General features: G+C 69.9%; 21 protein-coding genes. 12 read left to right on the top strand and 9 right to left on the bottom strand.

Features of this window, described 5'->3' with window-relative positions; genetic code table 11:
* The first annotated feature begins 1 nt into the window (after position 1).
* The 4 genes from hisA to coaA all read left to right on the top strand — a co-directional run bounded on the left by hisA (position 2) and on the right by coaA (position 2977).
* Positions 2-751, top strand: coding sequence for a 1-(5-phosphoribosyl)-5-[(5-phosphoribosylamino)methylideneamino]imidazole-4-carboxamide isomerase (gene hisA, locus MKK54_RS04655; RefSeq protein ID WP_244009602.1), 750 nt, complete (start codon positions 2-4; stop codon positions 749-751).
* A gap of 17 nt (positions 752-768) precedes the next feature.
* The gene (gene hisF / locus MKK54_RS04650) at positions 769-1545 is read left to right on the top strand and encodes an imidazole glycerol phosphate synthase subunit HisF (protein ID WP_244009496.1); all 777 of its coding nucleotides are present in this window, start codon (positions 769-771) and stop codon (positions 1543-1545) included.
* Positions 1546-1640: 95 nt separating this feature from the next.
* Positions 1641-1964 (top strand): phosphoribosyl-ATP diphosphatase, encoded by a 324-nt coding sequence (locus MKK54_RS04645; RefSeq protein WP_244009495.1) that lies wholly within the window; start codon positions 1641-1643, stop codon positions 1962-1964.
* 23 nt (positions 1965-1987) lie between these two features.
* Complete coding sequence (coaA, locus tag MKK54_RS04640) at positions 1988-2977, top strand: type I pantothenate kinase (RefSeq protein WP_244009601.1); 990 nt, start codon at positions 1988-1990, stop codon at positions 2975-2977.
* Positions 2978-2995: 18 nt separating this feature from the next.
* Here the strand turns inward: coaA and thpR are convergent, their stop codons facing one another.
* On the bottom strand, positions 2996-3535 hold the full coding sequence (gene thpR / locus MKK54_RS04635) for an RNA 2',3'-cyclic phosphodiesterase (RefSeq protein WP_244009494.1): 540 nt from the start codon (positions 3533-3535) through the stop codon (positions 2996-2998).
* Positions 3536-3539: 4 nt separating this feature from the next.
* Positions 3540-4157 carry an arylesterase gene (locus tag MKK54_RS04630; RefSeq protein WP_244009493.1) on the bottom strand — a complete coding sequence of 206 codons (618 nt, stop codon included), beginning with the start codon at positions 4155-4157 and terminating at the stop codon, positions 3540-3542.
* A 178-nt stretch (positions 4158-4335) separates the two neighbouring features.
* Here MKK54_RS04630 and MKK54_RS04625 point away from each other — a divergent pair, with 178 nt between their 5' ends.
* Both MKK54_RS04625 and MKK54_RS04620 read left to right on the top strand, forming a co-directional pair.
* The gene (locus tag MKK54_RS04625) at positions 4336-5031 is read left to right on the top strand and encodes an ABC transporter ATP-binding protein (protein ID WP_409564127.1); all 696 of its coding nucleotides are present in this window, start codon (positions 4336-4338) and stop codon (positions 5029-5031) included.
* A 3-nt stretch (positions 5032-5034) separates the two neighbouring features.
* Complete coding sequence (locus MKK54_RS04620) at positions 5035-7611, top strand: ABC transporter permease (RefSeq protein WP_244009489.1); 2577 nt, start codon at positions 5035-5037, stop codon at positions 7609-7611.
* A gap of 71 nt (positions 7612-7682) precedes the next feature.
* Here the strand turns inward: MKK54_RS04620 and MKK54_RS04615 are convergent, their stop codons facing one another.
* Complete coding sequence (locus MKK54_RS04615) at positions 7683-8858, bottom strand: hypothetical protein (protein ID WP_244009487.1); 1176 nt, start codon at positions 8856-8858, stop codon at positions 7683-7685.
* 117 nt (positions 8859-8975) lie between these two features.
* Between MKK54_RS04615 and MKK54_RS04610 the strand changes: the two genes are divergently transcribed.
* From MKK54_RS04610 to der, 3 genes are all read left to right on the top strand, one after another.
* A complete protein-coding gene (locus MKK54_RS04610; RefSeq protein WP_244009486.1) occupies positions 8976-9581 on the top strand; it encodes an NnrU family protein in 606 nt (201 codons plus the stop codon).
* Positions 9582-9690: 109 nt separating this feature from the next.
* Complete coding sequence (locus MKK54_RS04605; RefSeq protein WP_244009484.1) at positions 9691-10404, top strand: tetratricopeptide repeat protein; 714 nt, start codon at positions 9691-9693, stop codon at positions 10402-10404.
* A gap of 44 nt (positions 10405-10448) precedes the next feature.
* Positions 10449-11807, top strand: coding sequence for a ribosome biogenesis GTPase Der (gene der, locus MKK54_RS04600; protein WP_244009482.1), 1359 nt, complete (start codon positions 10449-10451; stop codon positions 11805-11807).
* Between the two features lie 556 nt (positions 11808-12363).
* Here the strand turns inward: der and MKK54_RS04595 are convergent.
* The 6 genes from MKK54_RS04595 to MKK54_RS04570 all read right to left on the bottom strand — a co-directional run bounded on the left by MKK54_RS04595 (position 12364) and on the right by MKK54_RS04570 (position 20337).
* Entirely contained in the window at positions 12364-13305 is a 942-nt protein-coding gene (locus MKK54_RS04595) for a hypothetical protein (RefSeq protein WP_244009480.1), read from the bottom strand.
* Position 13306: 1 nt separating this feature from the next.
* A complete protein-coding gene (locus MKK54_RS24620) occupies positions 13307-14653 on the bottom strand; it encodes an O-antigen ligase family protein (protein ID WP_244009478.1) in 1347 nt (448 codons plus the stop codon).
* Entirely contained in the window at positions 14650-16815 is a 2166-nt protein-coding gene (locus MKK54_RS04585; protein WP_244009475.1) for a GumC family protein, read from the bottom strand. Before MKK54_RS04585 ends, MKK54_RS24620 begins: the two co-directional genes overlap by 4 nt.
* Before the next feature lie 204 nt (positions 16816-17019).
* Complete coding sequence (locus MKK54_RS04580) at positions 17020-18132, bottom strand: GNAT family N-acetyltransferase (protein ID WP_244009473.1); 1113 nt, start codon at positions 18130-18132, stop codon at positions 17020-17022.
* A 68-nt stretch (positions 18133-18200) separates the two neighbouring features.
* Complete coding sequence (locus MKK54_RS04575; RefSeq protein WP_244009471.1) at positions 18201-19070, bottom strand: polysaccharide deacetylase family protein; 870 nt, start codon at positions 19068-19070, stop codon at positions 18201-18203.
* A 7-nt stretch (positions 19071-19077) separates the two neighbouring features.
* Entirely contained in the window at positions 19078-20337 is a 1260-nt protein-coding gene (locus tag MKK54_RS04570; protein ID WP_244009469.1) for a GNAT family N-acetyltransferase, read from the bottom strand.
* Positions 20338-20745: 408 nt separating this feature from the next.
* On the opposite strand from MKK54_RS04570, the gene MKK54_RS04565 reads away from it, so the two are divergent.
* Genes MKK54_RS04565 through MKK54_RS04555 form a run of 3 tightly spaced genes read left to right on the top strand, consistent with a single transcriptional unit; the run spans position 20746 to position 25360 of the window.
* A complete protein-coding gene (locus MKK54_RS04565) occupies positions 20746-22917 on the top strand; it encodes a right-handed parallel beta-helix repeat-containing protein (protein ID WP_244009467.1) in 2172 nt (723 codons plus the stop codon).
* Complete coding sequence (locus MKK54_RS04560; protein WP_244009466.1) at positions 22914-24053, top strand: glycosyltransferase family 4 protein; 1140 nt, start codon at positions 22914-22916, stop codon at positions 24051-24053. Before MKK54_RS04565 ends, MKK54_RS04560 begins: the two co-directional genes overlap by 4 nt.
* The gene (locus tag MKK54_RS04555; protein ID WP_244009464.1) at positions 24050-25360 is read left to right on the top strand and encodes a lipopolysaccharide biosynthesis protein; all 1311 of its coding nucleotides are present in this window, start codon (positions 24050-24052) and stop codon (positions 25358-25360) included. The genes MKK54_RS04560 and MKK54_RS04555 overlap by 4 nt, the downstream gene beginning before the upstream one ends.
* The last annotated feature ends 4 nt before the right edge of the window (positions 25361-25364 follow it).

Below are 25364 nucleotides of genomic sequence, written 5' to 3'. Positions count from 1 at the left end.
CGTGATCCTATTTCCGGCCATCGATCTCAAGGAAGGGCGCTGCGTCCGCCTCGTGCAGGGCGACATGGCCCAGGCCATCGTGTTCAGCGATGATCCGGCGGCACAGGCTGCCGTCTTCGAGGAGCAGGGTTTCTCCTGGCTGCACGTGGTCGATCTCGACGGGGCCTTTGCGGGCGCGCCGATGAATGCCGACGCCGTGGATGCCATCCTGGCCCGGACCAAGCTGCCGGTGCAGCTCGGCGGTGGCATTCGAGAGATGCGCACCTTGGAAGCGTGGATCGCCAAGGGCGTCAGCCGCGTGATCATCGGGACGGCCGCCGTTCGCGATCCCGCCTTCGTGCGCGAAGCCGCTCGGCTTTATCCCGGCAAGATTGCGGTTGGAATCGATGCCAAGGATGGCCGCGTCGCGGTCGAGGGTTGGGCCACGACGTCCAGCATGACGGCGGAGGAACTCGGTCGTCGCTTCGAAGATGCCGGGGTGGCCGCCATCATCTACACCGACATCGCGCGCGACGGCATCCTGAAGGGGCTGAACATCGAGATGACTCTGGCGCTGGCTCGGGCCGTGAACATCCCGGTGATCGCATCCGGTGGTCTGGCCTCCATCGACGACGTTCATCGCCTCCTCGAGCCGGATTGCGCCGTACTGGCTGGTGCCATCACGGGACGCGCCCTCTACGATGGTCGTATCGATCCTCGCGAGGCGCTGGCGGCAATCCAGAGAGCGGCCAGCGCTGCTCCGTCCGCTTGACCGAAAGACGGACACCTGTGCTCAAGACCCGCATCATCCCCTGTCTCGACGTCAAGGACGGCCGCGTCGTCAAGGGCGTTCAGTTTCTCGAACTACGTGATGCCGGTGATCCGGTGGAAGCGGCGAAGGCCTACGACGCGGCCGGGGCGGACGAACTCTGCTTCCTCGACATAACCGCGAGCCATGAGGATCGCGGCACTCTTCTCGACGTGGTGAGCCGTACGGCAGAGGCCTGCTTCATGCCCCTGACCGTTGGCGGAGGTATCCGCATGGTCACGGATATCCGGACCTTGCTTCTAGCGGGTGCCGACAAGGTTTCGATCAACACGGCGGCCGTGAACGACCCGGACTTCGTCGCGCGCGGCGCCGAGAAATTCGGTAGCCAATGCATCGTCGTGGCGATCGACGCAAAGCGTACCTCCGGGCCGGGCGAGCCGGCGTCCTGGCAGATTTTCACCCATGGCGGGCGCAAACCCACCGGTCTCGACGCCATCGCGTTCGCCCGTGCCGTCACGGAGCGTGGCGCCGGCGAACTCCTGGTCACGTCGATGGATCGTGATGGCATGCGCTCCGGCTACGATATCGCCCTGACGCGCGCCATCTCGGACGCTGTGTCCGTTCCCGTCATCGCGTCGGGGGGGGTCGGCGAACTCGACGATCTGGTTGCCGGGGTGCGTGACGGTGGAGCGAGTGCGGTCCTCGCGGCATCGATCTTCCACTTCGGGCAGCACACCGTCTCCGAGGCCAAGGCCCATATGGCGGCCGCGGGCCTTGCCATGCGCCTCGATCTGTAAAAGCTTGCCGCCGCTCGCCCTTGCGTCATGATCCATCGTGCCGCACGCTCGGGTGTACGGCACGATAAGCCCGGTTCGCCGGGGCCTAGGATTGTATGACCCAGTTTACTCTCGACGACCTTGAGGCTCTCGTTGCGGAACGCGCGACGGCTTCGCCGGACATGTCCTACACGGCAAAGCTTCTTTTGGGCGGGCCGGCGAAGTCCGCCAAGAAGCTCGGTGAAGAAGCCGTGGAGGCCGCTATTGCCGCCGTCCTGGGCGACCGGGACGGGCTGATCGGCGAGGCGGCGGATGTTCTGTATCATCTCCTCGTCGTGCTGCGCGGCGCAGGTATTGGGCTCGGCGAAGTCTTGGCCGAACTGGAGCGGCGGACGGCGCAGAGCGGGATCGCCGAAAAGGCGTCGCGGGGACCGGCGTGAACGCCGAATCGCCCCGTCCAGGCGTGCCGAGGGCGTCGGCGGAGGGACATGATCCGGTGACGGGGCAGGGCTCCGAGCGGCTCTCGCCCTACCGTGTCTTCAGCCGCGAGGAATGGGCTCAGTTGCGTGCCGACACGCCCCTGACCTTGGCGGCGGAAGAAGTGGCGCGCCTGCAATCGTTGAACGACCCGATCTCGGTGGAGGAAGTCGAGGCGATCTACTTGCCGCTCTCGCGCCTGTTGTCGCTCTATGTCGCGGCGACGCAGGGGCTGTTCAAGGCGACGCAGCGCTTCCTCTTGGCCGAACACGAGACCAAGGTTCCCTATATCATCGGGTTGGCCGGTTCCGTGGCGGTCGGCAAGTCGACTTCGGCCCGAGTGCTCGCCGCACTCCTGGCCCGCTGGCCCAATACACCGAAGGTCGATCTCGTCACCACCGATGGTTTCCTGCTGCCGAACGCAGAATTGCGGCGCATGGACGCGATGGAGCGCAAGGGTTTCCCGGAGAGTTACGACACCGCTGCTTTGCTGCGATTCCTCACCGATATCAAGGCCGGCAAGAAGCGGGTCGCGGCGCCGCTCTATTCTCACCTCGTCTACGACGTCATGCCGGGTGAGGAGCGGATCATCGAGTCGCCCGACATCCTGATCGTGGAGGGCCTGAACGTGCTCCAGCCCGCGCGCCTGCCGCGTGACGGCACCGCGATCCCGTTCGTGTCCGATTTCTTCGACTTCTCGATCTACCTCGATGGGCACGAGGACGATCTGCATCGCTGGTACGTCAACCGGTTCATGCGCCTGCGGCAGACAGCGTTCCGCGATCCACTCTCCTACTTTCGCAAGTATGCGGAGGTCACGGAGACCGAAGCCATCGAGATCGCCGATATGCTCTGGACCACGATCAACTTGCCGAACCTGCGCGAAAACATCCTTCCGACGCGTCAGAGGGCCGGTCTCATCTTGGCCAAGGGTGCAAGCCACCGCATCGAGACCGTGGCGTTGCGTCGGCTCTAGGCTTTTCGGACCGATCGATCAGCCGAGCGGATAGGCCGCTTCGACGACGTAGGGGCCTCCGCCTCGCGATTCCCGCGCCGAGTAGAGCACCACGCGTTCCACAGTATAGTTCAGTGGAGCGAAGAGGCCGCATTCGCCCAGGTAGCGCGCGACGTTCTTCGCGCTCGCTTCGCGCCGAAGGCGCGCGAGCGTCACGTGCGGCGCGAATTTGCGCGCTTCGGGCGGGGCGCCGGCGTGCCGCGCGATCCGCTCGTGCTCGGCCTGAAGGTCGGAGAGGTCCGCATTCGGCGCCACGGTGGCGAGCACGGCGCGCGGCCTGTCGCCGCCGAAGCTCGACAGGCCGTCGAGCGTCACGCCGAACGGGGCGCGCGGGCGGGCCGTCGCCAGTCCCTCGTGCAGGGCCTCGGCGACCTCCATCTCGACATCGCCGAGGAAGCGCAGGGTGATATGATAATCCGAGGGCTCGATCCAGCGGCTGCCGGGGAGCGCGCCGCGCTTCAGGGCCAGCGCCTGCGCGACCGCGGCCGGGATTTCGAGCCCGGTGAACAGGCGGGGCATCGGCTCAGCGCACCGAGGGTTTCAGGCGGTCGAGGAAGGTCTCGACGGTCGGCAGGATGCCGCCCACGATGGCCTCGACGCCCTTCGCGTTCGGATGCAGGCCATCCTCCAGATGCAGGGAACGGGCGCCGACGATGCCGTCGAGGAAGAAGGGATAGAGGACGAGGTCGTAGGTCTTGGCCAGATCCGGGTAGATCGCGTCGAAGCGCGCCACGTAGTCAGGCCCGAGATTCGGCGAGGCCCGCATGCCGGCCAGCAGGACCGGGATGCCGCGCGCCTTGAGCCGGGCGATCATGGCGTCGAGGGCTTTCCGGGTCACGGCCGGGTCGGTGCCCCGGAGCATGTCGTTGGCGCCGAGTTCCAGGATGACGCCGTCGGTGCCGTCGGGAATCGACCAGTCGAGCCGGTCGAGACCGCCGGTGGTGGTGTCGCCCGAGACGCCCGCATTGGCGATGGAGACCGTCCGGCCGCGCGCCGCCAGGGCCCGCTCCAGCACGGCGGGGAAGGCCGCGTCGGCCGGCAGGCGGTAGCCGGCCGTCAGGCTGTCGCCGAAGGCCACGAGCTTGAGGGGGGCCGCCTGCGCGACGGCGCCCCCGAGGGTGAGTGCGGCAAAGAGCGCCATCAGCGCGCCGAGCCCGAAACGCCGATGGCGCCCGGCGCGGGCGCGGACCATATCGACGCGAGGTGAGACTCCACACAGACCCATTCGATCACAACTCCGACCCTCGACGCACCATGATGTCCGTCCAGCACAGATCGGCCTCCCGTTGAACTCCGGCAAGCCCACAGAGACGAAGCCCATTCCGGCGACGGGGCAGACGATCGCCCTGACCGACATCGATCTCAGCCTGGGACGCGGCGCGGCGCGCGTTCACGTCCTGCGCGGCATCTCACTGGCGGTGGCGCCGGGCGAGGCGGTCGGGCTCGTCGGGCCGTCCGGCTCCGGCAAGTCGACCCTGCTGATGGTGATGGCCGGGCTCGAACGTCCGGATGCCGGCCGCATCCTGGTCGAGGGCACGGATCTCGGCACCCTGGACGAGGACGCTCTGGCGCGGTTTCGCGGCCGGCGCATCGGAATCGTGTTCCAGGCCTTCCACCTCGTGCCGACGATGACGGCCCTGGAGAACGTGGCTCTGCCCCTGGAACTCGCGGACAAGCCGGACGCCCATCGACGGGCGCAGGCCGAACTCGAGGCGGTCGGCCTCGGGCACCGGCTGCACCATTACCCGGCGCAGCTCTCCGGGGGCGAGCAGCAGCGCGTCGCCATCGCGCGGGCCATCGCGCCCGATCCGGCGATCCTCGTGGCCGACGAGCCCACCGGGAACCTCGACGAGGCGACCGGGCGCCAGATCGTCGACCTGCTCTTCGCCCTGAAGCGGGATCGCGGCGCGACCCTGGTCCTCGTGACCCACGATCCCGGCCTGGCCCGGCTCTGCGACCGCACGGTCCGCCTGCGCTCCGGCCGGGTGGAAGAACCCGTCCCGGCCCGGGCCTGACCGATGCACGGAACCCTGCCCGGACCCCTTGGGAGGCCGTCGGGTCCCCGCATTCCGCTCACCCTGCGGCTGGCCTTGCGCGAGTTGCGCGGGGGTCTGGCCGGCTTCACGGTCTTCCTCGCCTGCATCGCCCTCGGCGTCGCGGCGATCGCGGGCGTCGCCTCGATCTCGCGCTCCCTCACGGACGGGCTCGGCCGCGAGGGCGCCCGCATCCTCGGCGGTGATCTCACCTACAGCCTGATCAACCGCGCGGCGACGCCGGAGGAGCGCGCGGCCCTCGACGCGCAGGGCCGGGTCTCCGTGGTGACGACCCTGCGGGCGATGGCGCTCGCGACCGAGGGCGCCGCCGCCCTGGTGGAATTGAAGGCCGTCGGCGCCGATTACCCCACCGCCGGAGACCTCGTCACCGACCCGGCGCGGCCGCTGCCCGAACTCCTGGCCGAACGCGACGGCGCGGCGGGCGCGGTGGCCGACCCGGTGCTGCTGACGCGCCTCGACCTCAAGGTCGGCGACCGCATCACCATCGCGGGCAAGCCCTTCGCGATCCGCGCGACCCTGGTCTCCGAGCCCGACCGCATCGCCAACGGCATCGGCTTCGGTCCCCGGGTGCTGATCTCCCACGAGGCGCTGGCCGAATCCGGCCTGATCCGCCCCGGCAGCCTCAACCGCTGGAGCTACCGCCTGCGGATTCCGGACGCGCGCGACGCCGACCTCGAGACCCGCGCCGCCGCCATCGCCAAGGCCGCACCGGATGCGGGCTGGGAGATGCGGGCGCGGACCAATGCCGACCCGCGCTTTGCCAAGAGCATCGAGCGCTTCACGCAGTTCCTCACCCTGGTGGGGCTCACCGCCCTGATCGTCGGCGGCGTCGGCGTCGCGAACGCCGTGGCGGCCTTCGTGGAGCGCAAGCGCGGCTCCATCGCCACGCTGAAGAGCGTCGGCGCGCCGGGCGGGCAGGTCGTTCTCCTCTACCTGAGCCAAGTCCTGCTCATCGCGGCCCTGGGCATCGCCATCGGGCTCGGCATCGGGGCGCTCCTGCCCTTCGGCCTCGACGCGCTCTTCCACGATGCGCTGCCGCTTCCGCTCAACCCGACGCTCGCGCCGGGCGAGCTCGCGCTCGCCGCCGCCTACGGCTTCCTCACGGCGCTGGCCTTCGCGATCCTGCCCCTCGGGCGCGCCCACGACATCCCGGTCTCGGGCCTGTTCCGCGATGTGGTCGATCCCGGCTCGGCGCGGACCCGCCCGGTCTATCGCCTGATCCTGGCCGCCGCCCTGGCGGGCCTCGTGGGTCTGGCGCTGATCACCGCCTTCGACCGGCGCCTCGCCCTCATCTTCATCGTCGCGGCGGGACTCGCCTTCGGCCTGCTTCGTCTCGTGGCGGCCGGGCTGATGGCGGTGGCGCGCCGCCTGCCGCGCCCGCGTGCCGCCGCGCCCCGGATGGCGCTGGCCAACCTGCACCGGCCGGGCGCGCTCACGCCGGCCATCGTGCTCTCCCTCGGGCTCGGCGTCACGCTCCTCGTCACCCTGAGCCTGATCGACGCCAACGTGCGCCGGACCCTGACGAATTCGCTGCCCGCGAAAGCCCCGAACCTGTTCTTCCTCGACATCCCGTCGAGCGACGCCGACGCCTTCCACGCCTTCCTCGGAACCCAGGCGCCGGGCGCGAAGATCGAGCGGGTGCCGATGATGCGCGGGCGCATCACTGCCCTCGACGGCACGCCCGCCGGCGAGATCCGGCCGCCCGAGGATGCCGCCTGGGTTCTCGACGGCGACCGGGGCATCACCTACGCGGACGACATGCCCGAGGGCTCCAGCCTCGTCGCCGGCACGTGGTGGAACGCCGATGAGGCGCGGACGCCCCTGGTCTCGTTCGACGCCGAACTGGCGGGCAAGCTCGGCCTCAAGGTCGGCGGCAGCGTGACGGTCAACGTCCTCGGTCGCACCCTGACGGCGAAGATCGCCAACCTGCGCAAGGTCGAGTGGCGCTCGCTCGGCATCAACTTCGTGATGGTGTTCTCGCCGGGCACCTTCCGGGGCGCGCCCCATTCCGACCTCGCCACCCTGACCCTGCCGAACGGGCCCGACGCGAAGACCGAGGCCACCATCTTGCGCGACGTGGCGCGGGCCTATCCCTCCGTCACCAGCGTGCGGGTGAAGGAGGCCCTGGAGGCGGTGAGCGACATCGTCGGCAAGCTCGTCCTGGCGATTCGCGGCGCCAGCGGCATCGCCGTGGTGGCGAGCCTGTTCGTGCTGGCCGGGGCGCTCGCCGCCGGCCACCGCGCCCGGCTCTACGACGCCGTGGTGCTCAAGACCCTGGGCGCCACCCGCGGCCGGCTGCTGGCCGCCTACACCCTCGAATACGGCGTGCTCGGGCTCGCCACCGCGATCTTCGGCCTCGCGGCCGGCACGCTCGCCGGCTGGGTCATCGTCACGCGGGTGATGAAGCTCGAATTCACTCTCGATCTGTCGGGCGCGGTCCTCGCGGCGGCCCTCGCGGTGGCCTTCGCGATCGCCCTGGGGCTCGCCGGAACCTGGCGCATCCTCGGCCAGAAGCCGGCGCCGTACCTGCGCCAGTTCTGAGGAAACGGTCAGGCGCGCCCCCTCGGCATCGACCCTGGACGGTCCTCACCTGGGCGATCGCCTCGAGGCCCTCACGGCCAGACCTTGATCGCCAGCGCGCGCCGCACGAGGTCGCGGTCGGAGGTGATGGCGCAGCCCTCGGTGCGGAGCGTGACGTAGGTCAGGAGCGCGCTGTCGCCGGCATCGTCGAAGTTGCGCCCCGTCGCGGCCGGATCGAGGATCGACGGATAGGCGATGAGGCCGCCGGGCGCCCCGCAGGGATCGTCGTAGAGAGTGGCGCCGGCGAGCAGCAGGCGCGGCTGGTCCCAGGCCAGGAGATCGCGCGAGGTCGTCCAGTAGAAGCCCGATTGCGGAAAATTCGCGTCCGCCTTGGCCATGAACACCGCGATCCAGGCGCCCGTCGCCCGGTGCCGCACCACCGCGCCGACGGGGGTCGGGAACGGCGCGATGGGCGCGCAGGTGGCCGGCACTTTCGCGGGCCGGGCGTAGGGATCGGGAAAGGCGGCGGCGAAGGCGGTTCCGGTCCAGGCGCGCCAGCGCGTCGGATCGGCCGGATCGTCGGACCGGAACAGGCAGACGCCGGCCGATTGGTCGCTGCCCGGCACGCGCCAGCCCGTGGTGGAGGCGAAAAAGTAGCGCCACTTGCCGTCCGCGACGATGTTCGACGGGTTGAAGAAGCCGCGATGGCGGCCCTGGTCGACCTCCTGGCGGAACGGCGCGCCGGCCACCACCACCGGGGGCGCCGCGCGGGTGAAGCCGCGCCCGTCATCCGTCGAGGTGGCCGCCACCACGCTGTTGTACCAGCACGCCATGTAGACCGTGGAGCGGCAGCGGCCGGGATGCTCGTTGGCGCGGTACTCGTGGTGGACGAGCGCGGCGACCTTGCGCCCGTCCTCCGTCCAGGTCGCGGTGATCCAGGAGGCGTCGTCGTAGGCGGCCGGATCGGCGTTGCCGCCCGATTCGAGCACGACCGCGCAATCGACCTTGAGCGCGTCGAGGCTCGGCCCGCGCAGGGCGCGGTTGCGGTAATGCATCCCGAACAGCGCGACGGCCCCGGAGGCCTCGCGGAAGGCGCGGGCCGAGGCATCGGGCACGTCGACCCCGTCGCAGGCGTCGCGGGTGGCCTTGAACATGGTGACGGGCGGGCCGACCAGGGTGAGGGCGGAGAGCGGCGGGTCCGGCGCGGCCCGGGCCGGGCCCAGGGCGAGCCAGACCCCGAATGCGGCGAGACGGAAGGGGCGCGTCATCGGGGAAGCCTGGACATCGGTGCAGGTTTGCGTTTTGAACCGTTACAGTTTGATTGTCCGGCCGCGCTCGCGGGCGGGCTTATCCACACCGACTCCCGCTTCGCCTGAAAGCCCACCATGCTGATCCTCATCCTCGGCCTCGTGCTGTTCCTCGGCACGCACGCCTTCTCCATGGCCCGGGCCAGGCGGGCGCAGGTGGTCAACGAGGTCGGGGAGGGGCGCTACAAGCTCGCCTACACCCTGGCCTCCGTCCTCGGGCTGGTGCTCATCGCCTACGGATTCCACCTCTACCGCCAGTCGGGCTACATCGCCGTGTGGGACCCGCCGGTCTGGACGCGCCACCTCGCCCTGCTGCTGACGGCGCTCGCCTTCATCGCGCTGGCCTCCGCCTACCTGCCGGGCCACATCCGCGCCCGGGCGAAGCACCCGATGCTGCTCGCGGTGAAGATCTGGGCCACCGCGCACCTGCTGGCCAACGGCGATCTCGGCTCGATCCTGCTGTTCGGCAGCTTCCTCGCCTGGGCGGTGGTGGCGCGCATCAGCGCCAAGCGCCGGGCGCTCTCGGCCGGCGCCGTCGCGGCGCAGCACGGCGCCGTGGCGGCCCCCGCCGGGTGGCGCAACGACGCGCTCGCGGTGGTGATCGGCCTCGGAATCTGGTTCGTGTTCGGGCGCTACCTGCATCCGCTGCTGATCGGCGTCGCCGCCTGGCCCGGTCAGGCCTGAGGGTCGGATACGGCCCGTCGAAGCCGGTCGCCAACGGCCCGCGCCTGTGATAGGCGCAAGGCCCCACTACACGCAGCGGCCGGTCGGTTCCCGATCGGCGTGAGACGACATGGCCGAGAACAACGAGTTTATCCGCGAGGTCAACGAGGATTATCGCCGCGATCAGGTCGCCGAGATCTGGCGCCGCTACAGCGGCGTGATCATCGCGGTGGCGATCCTCGTGGTGGCGGGCGTGGGCGGCTGGCGCTACTGGCAGCACGACCAGGCCGTGCGCGCCCAGGCGGCCTCCGAGCGCTTCGAGGTCGCCAACCGCCTCGCCCGCGAGGGCAAGAACGCCGAGGCTGACAAGGCCTTCGAGGCGATCGAGGCCGACGCGCCGGCCGGCTACGCGCTCCTCGCCCGCTTCCGCTCGGCCACCGAGACGGGCAAGCGCGACGCCAAGGCCGGGGCGGCCGAGTTCGACGCGCTCGCCAACGACACCCGGATCAGCACCGGCCTGCGCGATCTCGCGCGCCTGCGCTCGGCGCTTCTGCGCGTCGACGGACCCGAGCCGGACCCGGCGCTCGCGACCCTTCAGGGGCTGGCCGCGCCGAACGGCCCCTTCCGCCACACCGCCCGCGAGATGCTGGGCCTCGTGGCGCTCAAGCGCGGCGACTACGAGGGCGCGGGCCGCTGGTTCGACCAGATCAACGCCGACCCCCAGACGCCGCAGAACCTGCGCCAGCGCATCGAGGTCTACGCGGCCCTGGTGGCCGGCGGCCCCGTCACGGTGACGGCGGCGGCGCCCGCCGCGCCGGCCGCTCCCCCACCCGTAACGCGTTGAGCAGACCCAGCGTCTTCCGTACGCCTGACCGAAACGAGCACACCATGGATATGCCGACCGTCGCGATCGTCGGACGGCCGAACGTCGGCAAGTCGACCCTGTTCAACCGCCTCGTGGGCAAGAAGCTCGCCCTGGTGGACGACCGTCCGGGCGTGACCCGCGACCGGCGCGAGGGCGACGTCAATTTCGGTGGCCTCGTCTTCCGCATCATCGACACCGCCGGCCTCGAGGAGGCCGATCCCGGTTCGCTGCTCGGACGCATGCGCGCCCAGACCGAGGCGGCGATCCTCGAAGCGGACGTTGTGCTGTTCGTCATCGACGCGCGGGCGGGCGTGCTGCCCGCCGACCAGCCCTTCGCCGACATGGTGCGCCGCGCCGGCTGCCCCGTCATCCTCATCGCCAACAAGGCTGAGGGCGGAGCCGGCATGTCTGGCGCCTACGAGGCGTTCTCGCTCGGCCTCGGCGACCCGATCCCGTTCTCGGCAGAGCACGGCGAGGGCATCGGCGAGTTGCACGACGCGCTGATCGAGAACCTGCCCAAGCTCGACGACGAGGACGAGGATTACGACGACGACCCGTCGAACCGCTCCCTCAAGGTCGCCATCGTCGGTCGTCCGAACGCCGGCAAGTCGACCCTGATCAACCGGATGCTCGGCGAGGACCGCCTCCTCGTCGGCCCCGAGGCGGGCATCACCCGCGATTCGATCTCCCTCGACTGGGAGTGGCGCGGCCGCCGGATCAAGCTCCACGACACCGCCGGCATGCGCCGCAAGGCTCGCATCGACGACAAGCTGGAGAAGCTCGCGGTCTCGGACGGTCTGCGCGCCGTGCGCTTCGCCGAGGTGGTGGTGGTGCTCCTCGACGCCACGATCCCGTTCGAGAAGCAGGACCTGACCATCGTCGACCTGATCGAGAGCGAGGGCCGCGCCCTCGTCATCGGCCTCAACAAGTGGGACCTCGTCGCCGACCAGAACGGTCTCCTGAAGAAGCTGCGCGAGGATTGCACCCGCCTGCTGCCGCAGGTGCGCGGCGTCGCCGTGGTGCCGCTCTCGGGGCTGGCCGGCGAAGGCATCGACAAGCTGATGCAGGCGGTCACGAACGCGGAAGGGATCTGGAGCACCCGCGTCTCGACCTCGCGCATCAACGACTGGCTCAGTGCCGCGACCCAGCGCAACCCGCCCCCGGCGGTGTCCGGCCGGCGCATCAAGATCCGCTACGCCACCCAGGTGAAGAGCCGCCCGCCGCACTTCGCCCTGTTCGGCAACCAGCTCGACGGCCTGCCGAAATCCTACACCCGCTACCTCGTCAACGGCCTGCGCGAATCGTTCGAACTGCCGGGCACGCCGATCCGGCTCTCGCTGCGCACCTCGAAGAACCCCTTCGACCGCGAGAACAAGGGCTGACGCCGAGGGTCGCGCGCGCCGGACGGAGCCACGCCCTCCGTCCGGGCCGGTTTTCGACCCGGTGCCCGCCGGGGCGAGGGACATCCGACGTTCACCGTCCGTGAGGGGCGGGGGTCTGCCTGTTCGGTCCGGGGCAGCAGGGCCACGAGACCGGATATTCGCTCGAATCGCGGCGCTCGACCACCTCTCGCCCATTCCAGCGTCGGAACGAGAATCCGCCGGTTCCGAAAGCGGTCGTCAGGCCATGGACCGCAGCCCGTCCTCCTGAGCCATACCGGTCGATCCCTTCGGGATGGCGCAGTTCGGCTTCGCTCAGGCGCCGCGCGGGCCGGGCGAGACCGCCATCGCTTCGATCGACCGGCGCCGGTCTCATACTGTTTCCGCCTGATCCGTTCGGTGACGGGGTGACTCGCGGGTCCCCTCTCCTGGACGGAGAGGGACAGGGTGAGGTGCGTGACCTTTCCGGAGATGGACCACACCTCCCCCCAACCCTCTCCTTCCAGGAGAGGGAGCCCGTCGCGTCTGATCGTCCCGAAGGGATCAAGCGGAACCGGTCTCAGATCTCGGCCACGAGGCGGTCCGGCCGGCGTAAGACCCGGTCGAGCACCCGGCTCGCCTGCAGCGTCCTGCGCTTGCGCCGGAACATGGTCTCGTAGTCGCGCAGGAACTGGGTCATGTCCGCCGCCTTGCCGACGCGATCGGCGAGGAAGCTCTTGTCGGACGGAAGGTGAAGGATCGCGCAGGCCGCCGCGTCGGTCAGGGAGACCTGGCGGTGATAGGTCTTGCTCGACCACCACCGCACGATCTGCGCGCTCTCCCCGAGATCGTCGACGGTCAGGCCCTCCCGCATGGCACGATGGATCGCGGCGGAGACCACCATCTCGTCGCCCAGGTGATGCAGCGCGTCGAGGCGGGCGACGTAGCGCGGCAGGCACGCGTCGATGCCGGTCTTCAGCAACCCGAACTGCTCGCGCGGCCCGGCGATGAACTCCCCGCCGAACCAGCGGGGCACCTCGATCGCGATGCCGGCGACCTCTTCGAGGTCGCGCCGGACGCGGTCCATGCCGTGGGCCGGGTAGACCTGTTCCGAGATCTCGTAGACCGAAAGCGCATCGGACAGAACCAGGGGACGCTGCAGCACGCAGTCGATGTCGACGAGGCCCACATGGCTGCCCAGGTCGCCCCGTGCGAAGGCGTCGAGCACGTCGAGCTTGAAATGCGCCGCGTAGAAGCGCGTGTTGCGCGGAACCACCGGCCGGAAGGGAATCTCGACCACCTCGATCGGCGCGCAGCCGAGTTCGGCGAGCCGGCCGCGCACCAGGTTCGGGTCGTTGGTGATGAGCGCGAACGCCTCGCCCTGGCGGGCGAAGGAGGCGTGGCAGGTGGCGGCACAGCGCAGGTAGGTGTCGACCGGGTTCGCGCCGCGCGAGAGGTTCACACCGCCGCTCGTCGCGGCGTCGAGGTAGAGCAGACCGTAGAACCTGTATCGGCTTTGCATCCTAGGCTCCGGCGCGTGCTGATCGATCCGCCCGACGCGCCCCATAGACCCGGCCGCCGACGAGGAAGGTATAGAAGAGAAGAATCGTTGCCAGACAATTGTGCCGCATGAACTGGAAGTCCGTTGCGGAGGATGCGGTGAACAAAATCAGGATACAGGCGAGAATATCGGCCGACGACCCGAGCGAGCGATTGGCGCTGATCCACAATCCGGTCGCGAGGACGATCAGGTAGCCCGCGAGGCCGATGTAGCCGAGCAGGATCAGCGTATCGAGCGCGCTGTTGTGGAAGTTCGGCGTGAAGAAATATTCGAAGTACGACCACAGGTCCCAGACCTGCGAATAGGCGTCGCGCTGGAAGAAGCCGCCGTAACCGAAGCCGATCCAGGGATGCTTGGCGATGTAGCCCGGAGCCAGGGCCCAGAAGTCGCCGCGTCCCGTCAGCGTCGAGGAGCGTCCGACCAGACCGGTCACCGAACCGAGGTCGATATGCGGCAGCAGCACCGAGAACAGAAGCGTGATGAGGCCGATCGCGAGGAACAGGGTGCCGCGTAGGCGCGGCGCGGCCTTCACGGCGACGATCAGCGCGACGGAGACCACGAGGGCGAGGATCGCGGACGCGGAATTGGCCAGGACGAGTCCGGCGGTGCAGATCAGGAGGCTGATCCAGCGGAGCCGCCGCGACCGGGAGAAGGAATCCGGTTGGAACAGGAGCACGAGGATCGCCGACGCGGCGTTGATGCCCATGTGGATCTTGTGGCTGAAGACACCGTTGAACTCGCCCGAGGTGAAGAGCCCGGGGCGATCGGGTTCCGTGGTCACCAGTTCGGGCTGGACCACCAGCAGGACGAGCGAGAACGCGACGCAGGGGACGACCACGCGGGTCAGCGCGCCGAGCAGCAAAGCCGGCGGGACCTGCGTCGCCAGGGCATCGGCGACGACGATGTTCGCGACCAGCATGACGCAGAAGATCAGGCTCTGGGCCGGCTCGTAGCTCCAGGTCGCGGAGGCCAGGATGTAGAGGGCGAACGGGATCAGGAGCGCCAGACGGAGTTCGAGACCCTGCCGCCACAGGCTCCAGAGCACGGTCACGCCCGAGATTCCGTAGAGCAGGATCCAGCCGAGCATGTTGACGACGTCGGAGCGCGACTCGTCGTTCCCCAGCACGCCGGCCTCCTTCGGCGGACGGACCTGGAACGAGAAGTTGTAGAACGCGCTCGTGGCCAGGAACATCGCCAGCACGGCGAAGGCGAGGCGCGCGGTGTGCCAGCGGTCGATCGACACCGGCGCCGCCACGGCTCCGGCGGCGGGCTCGGAGGCTCTTGGCGGCGAGGCGGTCGCGGCGATCACGCGCCGCGTCCCTTCGGGTCGACCGGCGTCGCCAGGACGAGGCCCGCGAGGGAGAGCCGGGCGGCCTGACACAGGGACAGCGCCGATTGCACGGCCGATTTCCGTCCGCGTTCCTTCTCCACGACGAGGATGCCCGCATCGGCACCCGCGGCCACGAGGGCGAGGGATTCGCGCGGTGCCGAGCCGAAATCGAGCACCACCAGCGCGTACTCGCCGAGTGCCTGGCGCACGATGCCCGACAGGCCGAGCCCGCCGATCCGGCGAAGGTCGTTCGACGCGTGGGCGTCGCCGGGCAGGAAGGTGATCCCGTCCTCCTGGATCGGCCAGACCGCGTCCTCGAGCGTGATCTGACCGGCCGCGCAGGCGCCGAGGCCGGCCGCGTCGTCGAGGCCGAGGAAGCCCGTCAGGTGGCGCATGCCGACCGCCGCGTCGATGAGCAGAACCTTGGCGCCGATGCTGGCGGCCGCCCGGGCCAGATCGAGCGCGACGAGACCCGACATGTCGTTCACGTCTGCCGAGAGGACGGCGACCGAGCGTGGGCCACCCTGCCGCCCGATGCCGAGGCGGTCGATCATCTCGAGCCAGGGCCGCGCGTCGGTGCGGTACAGGTTCGCCACGCCCGGATGGAGGGCCTTGGCGGCCACCGGAACGGAGCCGAAAATCGGCAGGTGCGACGATTGTTCGAGGTCGTCGCGGTTCCGGACCTTGCCCACCGTCAGGTCGAGGACCGTCAGCCCGCCCGCGCCGACGACCAGGCCGCCGATCAGCCCGAGGGCGAGCACCAGGGAGGGCGCGGGGTTCGAGGGCCGATCGGGTGCCGCGGCCGGCGCCACCTTCCGGATGTTGGTGGAGTTCAGCAGCGCCTGTTCCTGCAATTGCCGGCTGCGCACGAGGGCCGCGCTGTAGACGGAGCGGCTGGCCTCGGCCTTCCGCTCCAGCTCGCGCAGCTGCACGAAGGCATTGCTGGCCACCGTCGCGGTCCGGCTCTGGGCATCGATGTCGCGCTTGAAGAGCCGCTCGGCCTCGCGCGCCCGCTCCAGGTCGTTCCGGGCGGCCTGGGCGAGGCGGCCGATCTCGGCGTTGATGTTGTTCTGCGCTTCCTGCACCTCCCGGCGCAGGTCCACCAGCTCCGGGTGACGGGGGCCGAGCTTGTTCTCCAGGCTGGCATAGCGCCGCTTGACCTCGGCGAGCTGAACCCGCAGCGCCGCGATGGTGGAGGATTCGACGCTTTCGAGACCCGCGCCCATCCCGCGACTGACCTTCGAGAGCTGGTCGACCCGGGCCTGCGCCTCGGCCACCTGGGTCCGGGCGCGACCGAGTTGCGCGCTCAGATCGCCGAGCTGCTGATCGCTGAGGAGCCGGCCCCCCGCGTTCACCAGCTTGTTCGAGGTCTTGAACCGCTCGACCGCATCCTCCGCGTCGCGCACGCGCGCCTGCATCTGGTCGATGTTGCCGTTGATCGCGGCGCTGGATTTGCGGGCGAGATCGGCCTGGGTCTCGGCGCTGCGGGCGATGTAGGTGTCGACGAGCGTGTTCGCGATCCGCGCGCTCTTCTCCGCGTCCTCGCTCATCATCGTGATCTCGACGACGAAGCTGCGCTCGATCCGGCGCACCGCGAGGCGGTCGCTCAGGTTCGCGACGGCGCGGGCCCGGAGGTCCGGCGCCGCCTTCCAGCGCCGCGTCGTGAACTGGGCGAAGACGCCCTTGATCCCACCGACGACGTCACCGACCAGCGAAGTCCGGGTGCCGTTGAATTCCGGGTCGTCGGCGAGCTTGAGCTTGTCGACCACGCGCTCGAGCAGGTCGGTCGCCTTCAGGACCCGCATCTCGCTCTCGACGAGGTTCGAGACCGCATCGGCCGATTGGGCGGAGGGCTGCACCTCGGTGTCGAGCACCTTGAGGCCGCGCGGATCGATGATGATCTGTGCCGTCGAGATGTAGCGCGGCGCGCTGGTGGCGACGAAGGCGAGGCTCGCGGCGAGCCCCAGCAGCATGGCCAGGACGAGCCAGCCGATGCGCCGGCGCAGGATCGAACCGAGATGCTTCAGGGAGATCGTGCTGGCGACGCCCGCGACGGGCGCGGGCTCCGCGCTCGCCATCGGCTCGAACCGTGCCGGCGCCAGGAGGACGCGGGAAAGGTCGGCCACATCAACGCTCTTCATCAGTTGCATCGACCTGCCACTCCTAGGCAATCCGCCACGAGGTCCGGCGTATTCGCCAGAGCTTTGTCCAAATTTGGAACAATCTTGCTTCCCAAATCGAGACGTCTGCCGCCCGCGTCCGTTGGATACCGCTTGATCTGCATCGGGCGGGCCATCCCGCGCCGTTCGCTTCGGGACGCCTTCGCCCGTCATGGGTCGAATGGATCAGCCGGTCGCCGGCCGGATCCGCGCCTTCCAGCCGCGCAAAGCGGCCACGGCCGGCTTCAGCCGCCGCTTGAGATCCGCCCAGGCGAAGTGCGACAGCGCCGCGAGGTGTCCGGGATGCAGGAGCGTCAGCGGCGAACGGCGGATCACGATGGTCCGCAGCGCCACCCGCTCGGCGCCGAGCTGCTGCTTGTAGGGCAGGTCGCCCCACATCAGGTTGAAATCGGACACGCCGCGTGCCGCGCAGGTCTCGATGGAGTTGATCAGGCTGATCATGCCGAGGCTGCTCTTCGGGTAGCCGGGATCGTAGCCGTGCGTGAGGAAATGGGCCTGATCGCCCGCGATGCAGATGAGGTCGGCGGCGAGGATCGCGTCGTCCGTCCGCACGATCGTCGCGTGCCCGATCTCGGCCGAGACCGTGGCGAGCCGCTCGACCTCCCGGTCGTCGATTCCGTAACGGCGCCCCTGTCCCTCGATCCGGATGCGCCCGAAAGCCGCGATCGTGTCGAGCACCGCCCGGCTCGGCGCCGCCTCGAAGCGGACCGAGAGGCCCGGATTCTCGCGGGCGAGACCGCGCGCCTTGCGCTTGGTGTTGGTGACCAGTTGCTTGGACATCCGCTCGGCCGCCTCCCGCAGGGGAAGCCGCCAGTTGTTCTGGTAGTGGAAGACGAAGCGCCCGAAGCCGGAGGCGATCGGGCCGGGCACGTCCACGTCCTCGAAGACCACGAAGTGGACGCCGTCCCGCTTCAGGAGGCGGTCGCCGAGGGCGGCGATCAGCCCCGCATCGAGCCTGAACAGCCGGCCCTGGTGAACCAGGCCGCCGCCGTCGCGCGCGAAGACCAGGCGCGGCACGGCGGGTTCGGATGTCAGGCCCTCGACGACGAGGAGATCGCGGATGCCGTAGGTCCGGAGCCAGACCGGATGGGTGTAGAGCCCGCCGGGCGCGGGATCGGCATAGCTCGCGACGTCCGCCGCCCGGATGCGCAGCGATCCGTCGGCGGCGATGTACTCGGCGCAGCCGAGCGCGCGCCGCTCCGAGGCGTCGGACCGCTCCGGGCGCGCGTCCGGCCGGGCGTTCGATGCCGTTCCCGGCACGGCGATGGAGACGCTCATCACTGGTTTCCTGCTGCCTGGACCATCGGTACGGCGTCCATGAGATCCTCCGTTCCCCGGGCGTTCGGTCAGTTCACGAGCGGAGGCGGCACGAAGGGCCGCTCCGCGCGCGTCGCATAGTAGAGCACCGTCCTGATCGGCCAGCCCGGCTCGAAGTGGTGGCGCGGCAGGTAGCGCGGCACACCGTCCCCCGGCGCCATCGATCCGCGCACGCTGGAGAAGATGGCGCGATAGCCCGCCGTCGTCGCGACCCTCAGCGCCTCCTCGCTCATCGACGAGGTCCGGCCGAACGGCCACGCGAAACTCGTGCAGGGCGCCTTCAGGCGCCGTTCGATCGCGGCGCGGCAGCCCGCGACCTCCGCCTCGATCTCTCCGGCCGGCAGGCTGGAGACCTGGCGGTGCGTCAGGGTGTGCGCCCCGATCTCGACGCCCTCGCGGGCGAGCCGCGCCAGCGCCGTCCAATCGGCGAGCGGCAGCGACTTCGCGTAGCGGGCATTGCGCCGGAAGGTCTCGAACGCGTTCGGCGCCTCGCCCACGAAGGTCGGGCACACCATCAGCGCGTAGGGGATGTTCTGGGCCCGCAGGATCGGATGGGCCTCGCTCGCGATGTTCTCGAACCCGTCGTCGATGGAGAGGTGGAACAGGCGGCCCCGGCGCCGCGCCGGCCCGTCGAGGGTGGCCAGAAGCTCGTCCGTCGTGATGAAATCGCCTTCCCGCTTCAGGGCGGCGAAGAGCCGGGCCGCGTGCTCCCGCTCCTGCGGGAACAGGTAGTGGAAGGTCAGGCAGCGAATCGTGTCCGTGGCTTTCCGGTAGGCGAGGGGGCGGAGACGGTCCAGCACGCCACGCAGGGCCAGGGTCTTGGCGCACGCCTTCAGGTCGGCGGGCGGCGTCATCTGGGCGGCCGAGGCCGCGTAGGAGGGGGCGTGTTCGCGGATCACGATGGCCTCACGCCCCGCGCCGGATCGCACGCAGCCGCTTCAACAGCGGTTTGAGCCGCGAGCGGAGTTGAAGCCGGCGCCTGAGTTCCGGAACGAGCCGGATGAGCGTCAGGAGCGCCATCTCCGTCTCGAAGCGAAGGGAGCGTCCGGGACGGACGCCGATATAGAGGTCGGCGGTCTCCGCCCGCTCGCCCCAGATTTCGGACATCATCCCGATTTCGGCCGCGGCGCAGGAATCCGTTCGGCGCGTGGCCGGGTCCGACAGCAGCATCGCGGTGTCTTCGAGGGCGAGCTGGTAGCCCGGCGAGTAGGCGCCGCAGGTCTCGTCGTAGGCGATCTTCCAGGTGAAGGCGGTCCCGCCCGACTTCAGCAGCACGCACATGCTGATCGTGCGGCCGTCCAGCGTCAGGGCGCTGATGCTGGCGAGGCCCTGGGCGCCGAGCGCGCCGAGGGCGCGGCGCACGAAATCCGCCTGGCGCGCGTCGGATTGCATCGCGCTGCCGCGCCGGCCCTTCCACCCCAGCGCCTCCAGTTCCAGGAATTGCTCGGCCGCGGCGGGGACGGCCTCGCCCGCGTGCAGCACGTAGGCGACCGTGCCCTGTCGGCCGAGCTTCGCGCGCAGTTGCCGCAGCTTGGCCCGGCGCGATCCCGACAGGGTTCCGCGCAGATAGGTCTCCGCATCGCCGTCGGATTCCAGCATCGCGCGCCGGTGCCGCGCCGTGACCCGCACGCCGCAGCGCTGCTGCGATACGAGACGGTCGAGGGCGGTTCGAAACGGACCCGAATCGCGAGACGGGTTGAGATCGAGGAGTTTCGGCAGGCTCCGGTCCGCGCGCAGGAGCGCGAACCACGCCTCGAGCACGTCCTCGGTCCATTCCGGCAGGATGACCGGACTGCCGAGCGAGGCGAAGGGCACCGCCGGAGCCCGCAGGCGCGGCAGCAGGCCGCCTTCCCGCGAGAAGGCCCAGGCGCCGATCAGCCGTTCCCCGGCCGTCAGGTCCCAGGCGAGCAGGACGACGATCCGCGTGGCCGGGTCGGATTGCTGCGCCGCCTCCAGCATCGCGGGTTCGAGAAAGGCGTTCGCCTCCGGAGCCGCGTCGGCGAGCCGGCGGAACGCGGCGTCCAGCGCGCGAAACCGCGTGGTGTCGACGTGCTCGACCTTCAACCCTCCGGATTGCGCGGCATTCCGTATGCCGGAAGACGGCTGCCCGGCGAGGGCTTCCGTAACCGGCGGGACGTGGGCATCGAAGTTCTGGGTCGAGAACAAGGCTCGCTACTTTCCGCTGCGCCGAAGCTGCGTCGAGGGAGGTGTTTCCGGCGCAGACCATCGTCCGCGCTCGAATCTCGTCCTCACCTGTCCGTACGGTCGCTTCTTTGGAGTAAGGCACCGAAGATGTGGCGGCATATAGACGCTTGGAGAGTAAAGACACCATTTAAGCAGAGTCTAAAAATTCGGTATGGTTACCGATCATTGTGCCCCATAGTCCCGGCTACCGACCAATTTTCGTAAGAGATCGTAGGGGAAGACATCAGACATTCCACTGGATTTCGCCGCTTTCACGGTGTGGAAGCGCGACGTTGACGAATGTGCGTGGATTAAAGACGCAGCCACGTTGTCCTGCGACCGAGCCGGCCCGGGCCCACGGGCGCTTCAGAGTGGATCACAGTGCAGGTCATGCCGCCGCCCATCGCTCAGCGTTCAGGCTCGTCGGGAGCCACGTCGATCGACGGCAACGGCTCGCGTCGCCCGCGCGGTCGTTCGATCCCCGGTCTCGCGATCCTCGGCCTCGTCGGCGCCATGCCGCTCCTCGGCGCGGGCCCTTCGACGGTCGGAGCGGCGACGTCACGGAGCCCGGTCCACATCCGCGTGGATCCGAACGTCCCCGCGAGATCGGGCGCGAGCCTGGTGGTGCCGACCCTCGACGCCGCGATCGCGCTGCTGCGTCGTCTGCATGGAAGCCGGGTCGGCGATGAGCCGGCGGTGATCGATTTGGCTGGCGGAATCCATCGCCTCGCGGAACCCGTGCGGATCGACGCCGCCCTCGGAGGCCGCCCCGATGCACCGCTGATCCTGCGCGGTGCTCCGGATGGCAGCACGCGCCTCGTCGGGAGCGTCCCGCTCACGCGGGTCGACACGCCTCCTCCACCGGGAGCGGCGGCCGGCCAGCGGCAGCGGATCGTGGGCTATCGCCTGCCCGCCGCCGCCGCGAACCAGCCCAGCATCGGCGTGCATCGCATCCATCCGGTGCCGTCGCCGCCCCTGGGGCTAGAACTCTTCGACGAGCAGGGCGCCCTGACGCCCGCGCGCTGGCCGAACGCGGGCTGGGCCAAGGTGGAAATGCCGCCGGCGCGGGCGGGATCGAAGAGCGGGTCGAACGCGGGCTCGGATCCGATCCTCCTCGTTCCCCGCGAGCGGGCCGAAAGCTGGCTCGCGGAGCCCGATCTCTGGGTCGCGGGCTATCTCGGTCAGGACTGGTCGTACGAGACGCTTCCGGCGCTCGCGATGCTGCCCGGGTCGGGGCGTCTCGCGCTGGTGGGCCAGCCGCATTATCCGCTCCGGGACGGTGACCGCTTCTTCGTCGAGAACGCGCTCTCGGAACTCGACGCGCCGGGGGAATGGTGGCGCGATGCGCCTCGCGGCCTCGTCTTCGTCATTCCCCGCACGGGCGCCGACGCGCTCGAGGTCTCGGTCGCGCCGAGCCTGATCGCGATCGAGGGCGCGCGCCACGTCCGGCTCGAGGGACTGACCTTCGAGCGCACGCGCGGCGACGCGGTGATCGTGACGGGCGGCGACGACGTGGTGCTGGAGGATTGCACGATCCGCTGGACCGGCGCACGCGGTCTGGTGATCACGGGGGCCAGCCGGTCGGGACTGCGCCGCTCAGTGGTCGCCGAGACCGGAGAGGACGGCGTCGTCCTCGACGGCGGCGATCGGCAGCGCCTGATCCCGTCGGGCAATTTCGTGGAAGACAGCGTGATCGTCCGCTTCGGACGGCTCGGCCGAACCTACAAGGGCGCCGTGGACATCGACGGCGTCGGCATGCGGGTGATCGGAAACCTCATCGCGCATGCCCCGCATCTCGCGATGCGATTCCAGGGCAACGATCACGAAATCGCGTTCAACGAGATCTTCGATGTCGTGAACGAGACATCCGACGCATCAGCCATCTATACGGGGCGGGACATTGCTGCACAGGGCACGCGCCTGACCGGTAATTTTCTTCACGATATCAAACCCAGGATGGGTTTCGAGGTGAAGGGGATCTACCTGGACGACATGGCGAGCGGGATCAAAATCACCGGAAACCTGTTTCTGCGCGTGCAACAACCTTTGTTCGTCGGCGGCGGCCGCGATAACGAGGCGACGGACAACGCCTTCGTCGCCTCGTCGCCGGCCTTCTTCCTGGACGGGCGCGGGGAGGTCTGGGCGGGCCCACCCATCACCAGCTCCGAGAACAACGTGCGCGCGGCGTTCGATCAGGTTCCCGCCACCCGTCCGCCCTGGTCGGTGCGCTATCCGCGCCTCGCCGGGCTGCTCGGCGACGAACCGCTGGCCGCCAAGCGCAACGTCTTCCGCGACAACCTGCTGATCGACAGCGAGGGGCCCCGCATCGCCGAGGGGGCCGATCCCGCCCGGCAGACCGTCACGGGAAATCGCCGCGTCGCGGATGCCGAGGCCGCGCGCGCGTCCGCCGCCTCCATTCTCCAGACCATGCCGGCCCGGTCCGACCGGGCCGGATTCGTTCCCCTGCCGGTCGACCGGATGGACCGCGTCTCGGTCCTCTCCCGCATCCCCGCTCTCAAGCGGCGTGCCGGCACCCTCCTTTCACGCGACGGATCTCCATGAAAGTCGCCTTCCTGACGAACATCGTCACGCCCTACACCCATCGGCTCTTCGAGCGGATGGGCGAGCGGATGAGCGGGGAACTCCACGTCTTCACCTGCAGCGAGACCGAGCCCGGCCGCCAATGGACGGTGGCCCGACCGACGCATTACGCGCTTCGGGCGCTCGGCGGCCTGCGCCTGCACCGCTCCTATGTCAGCCACATCTACGTCAATCCCGGGATCATGCCGGCGCTCTTCCGAAAGCGCTACGACGTGGTGCTGCTGAGCGACTTCTCGCCCACGATGATCATGGCCTGCGCGGTCGCCCGGCTTCAGGGCATCCCGGTGGTGATCTCCACCGACGGGCAGCCCGACACCGATCCCGGGCGGACCTCGCGGATACACCGGCTCGCGCGCCGCCTCATCGTGCCGGTGAGCGCCGCCGGCGTCGGCGCGAGCCGGGGCAGCGTCGCCCTCCTCGAAACCTACGGCCTGCCGCGCGAGGCCGGATTCGTCTCGCCGATCGCGCCGGGCTGGGACTACACGAGCGAGCCGCCGGACTTCGCGTCCCGTCCCTTCGACGTGCTCTTCTGCGGGCACCTCGACGACGACCGCAAGGGCGTGCTCTTCTTCGTCGACGTCGTCGCGGCCCTGATCGCGCGCGGCCGCAGGCCCACGGTCCGGATCACCGGCGACGGGCCGCTGCGCGCCGTCGTCGCCGAGCGCCTCGACGCGCTCGGCGTGTCGGCGCGGTTCGACGGCTATCTCGGACAGGCCGCGCTCGCCGACGCCTACACCTCGGCGAAGGTCTTCCTGTTCCCGTCGCGCGGCGATCCCTGGGGGCTGGTCGCCAACGAAGCCATCCAGTGCGGGACGCCGGTCGTCGCATCCCCGCACGCGCAGGCGGCCCTGGAGCTGATCGGACCGAGCGGCGCCGGCGTGGTGCAGCCCCTCGACGTCGAGGGCTGGGCGGATGCCACCGAGCGGTTCCTGGACGACCGCGCCGCCTGGGACGCCGCCCATGCGGGGGCCGCCCGTGCGATCCGGGCCTTTTCCCTCGATGCCATGGTGAACGGATACCTCGCGGCCTTCGAGCAGGTCACCTCGGGGTCCGACCATCGTAGCCCCGGTCGCTTCAGCGCAGGGCCGACCGCATGAATCCGCCCGCCATGGGGCTGTCCTCGCAGCGCGCGACGAACCCCGCCGTGATGCGATCGGTGCTGCATCGGCTCTGGTCGGAGCCCTGGCTCTGGTCGGCCGGCTCGCAGGCCCTGTCCAGCGGCATGAGCCTGATCGTCTCGGTGATCGCCGCGCGCCTGCTCGGCGTCGCGGATTTCGGCGCCTACGTCCTGATCCATGCCGGCGTCGTGATCCTGGCGGTGCTGCAATACCAGATCGTCGCCGGGCCGATGATGATCGTCTCCGGGCACCGGACGCGCTCGCCGAGCTATTTCGGCACGGTCGCGCGCGCCGCGCTCCTCGTCTCGCTCGCGATCGGCGTCGTGATCGCGATCTACTGCGCCGCGCTCATCGAACGACCGGGGACGGGCGGCTTCGGCCTGCCGGCCGCCGCCTTCGTCTTCGCTCTCGGCTTCGTGTCGCAGGACAACGCCAAGCGGCTCGCCTTCGCCATGGGACGCCCGCGCTCGGCCTTCGCCTACGAGGCGCTTCGGCACGTGCTCTTCGTCGTCGCGGTCGCGGCGATCTGGTGGCTCGGACGCATCGATACGGCCATCCTCCTCGCCTGCGGCGGCGTCTCGGCGATGGTCGCCGCCCTGCCGATCTACCTGCCGATCCTCGGGGCGCGGTCGCGCGGCGGACTCCGCCGCGTCGTCGGCCGCCATCATTGGCTGCTCGGACGCTGGCTCGCCCTGGTCGTGTTCGTTTCGGCCGCCCACGAACAGGTCGTGACGATCCTCGCCGGCTCCTGGATCAACGCGGAGGCCTCGGCGGGTCTGCGCGCCGCGCAGGTCCTCCTCGGACCCCTGCTGGTGCTGATGACGAGCCTGGAGAACATCGTCCCCCGGCAGGCGGCGCGCCGCTTCCGCGAAGGCGGACGCGAGGCCCTCGCCGCCTATCTCACCCGCGTGCTGCTGATGATCGAGGTGCCGGTCGTCGTGGTCTGCGCGGTGATCGGCGTCTACAGCGCCGACATCCTGCGGCTGCTGATGGGGCCGGGTTTCGCGAGCTTCGCCACGGTCTCGGCCATCATCGTGATCGGGCCGCCGATCACCCTGGCCCGCGAGTTCGGCGTGATCTACCTGCGGACCACCCGGAACACCCACGGCATCTTCCTGGCCTTCTCGGCGAGCGCCCTCGTCACCGTCGCGGCGATCTATCCGCTGATCCGGACCTACGGCGTCGAGGGCGCGGCCTGGGCCACCATCCTGGGACATGCCGTCTCGACGGCCGTCATCCTGTATCAGGTCTGGCGCCTGAGACCGTCCGGCGCCACCGTCGCCTGAGGGT

Origin of the sequence: Methylobacterium sp. J-068 (assembly GCF_022829445.1) — a bacterium.
Taxonomy (GTDB): domain Bacteria; phylum Pseudomonadota; class Alphaproteobacteria; order Rhizobiales; family Beijerinckiaceae; genus Methylobacterium.
This window is presented reverse-complemented; position numbering and strand designations above follow the sequence as displayed.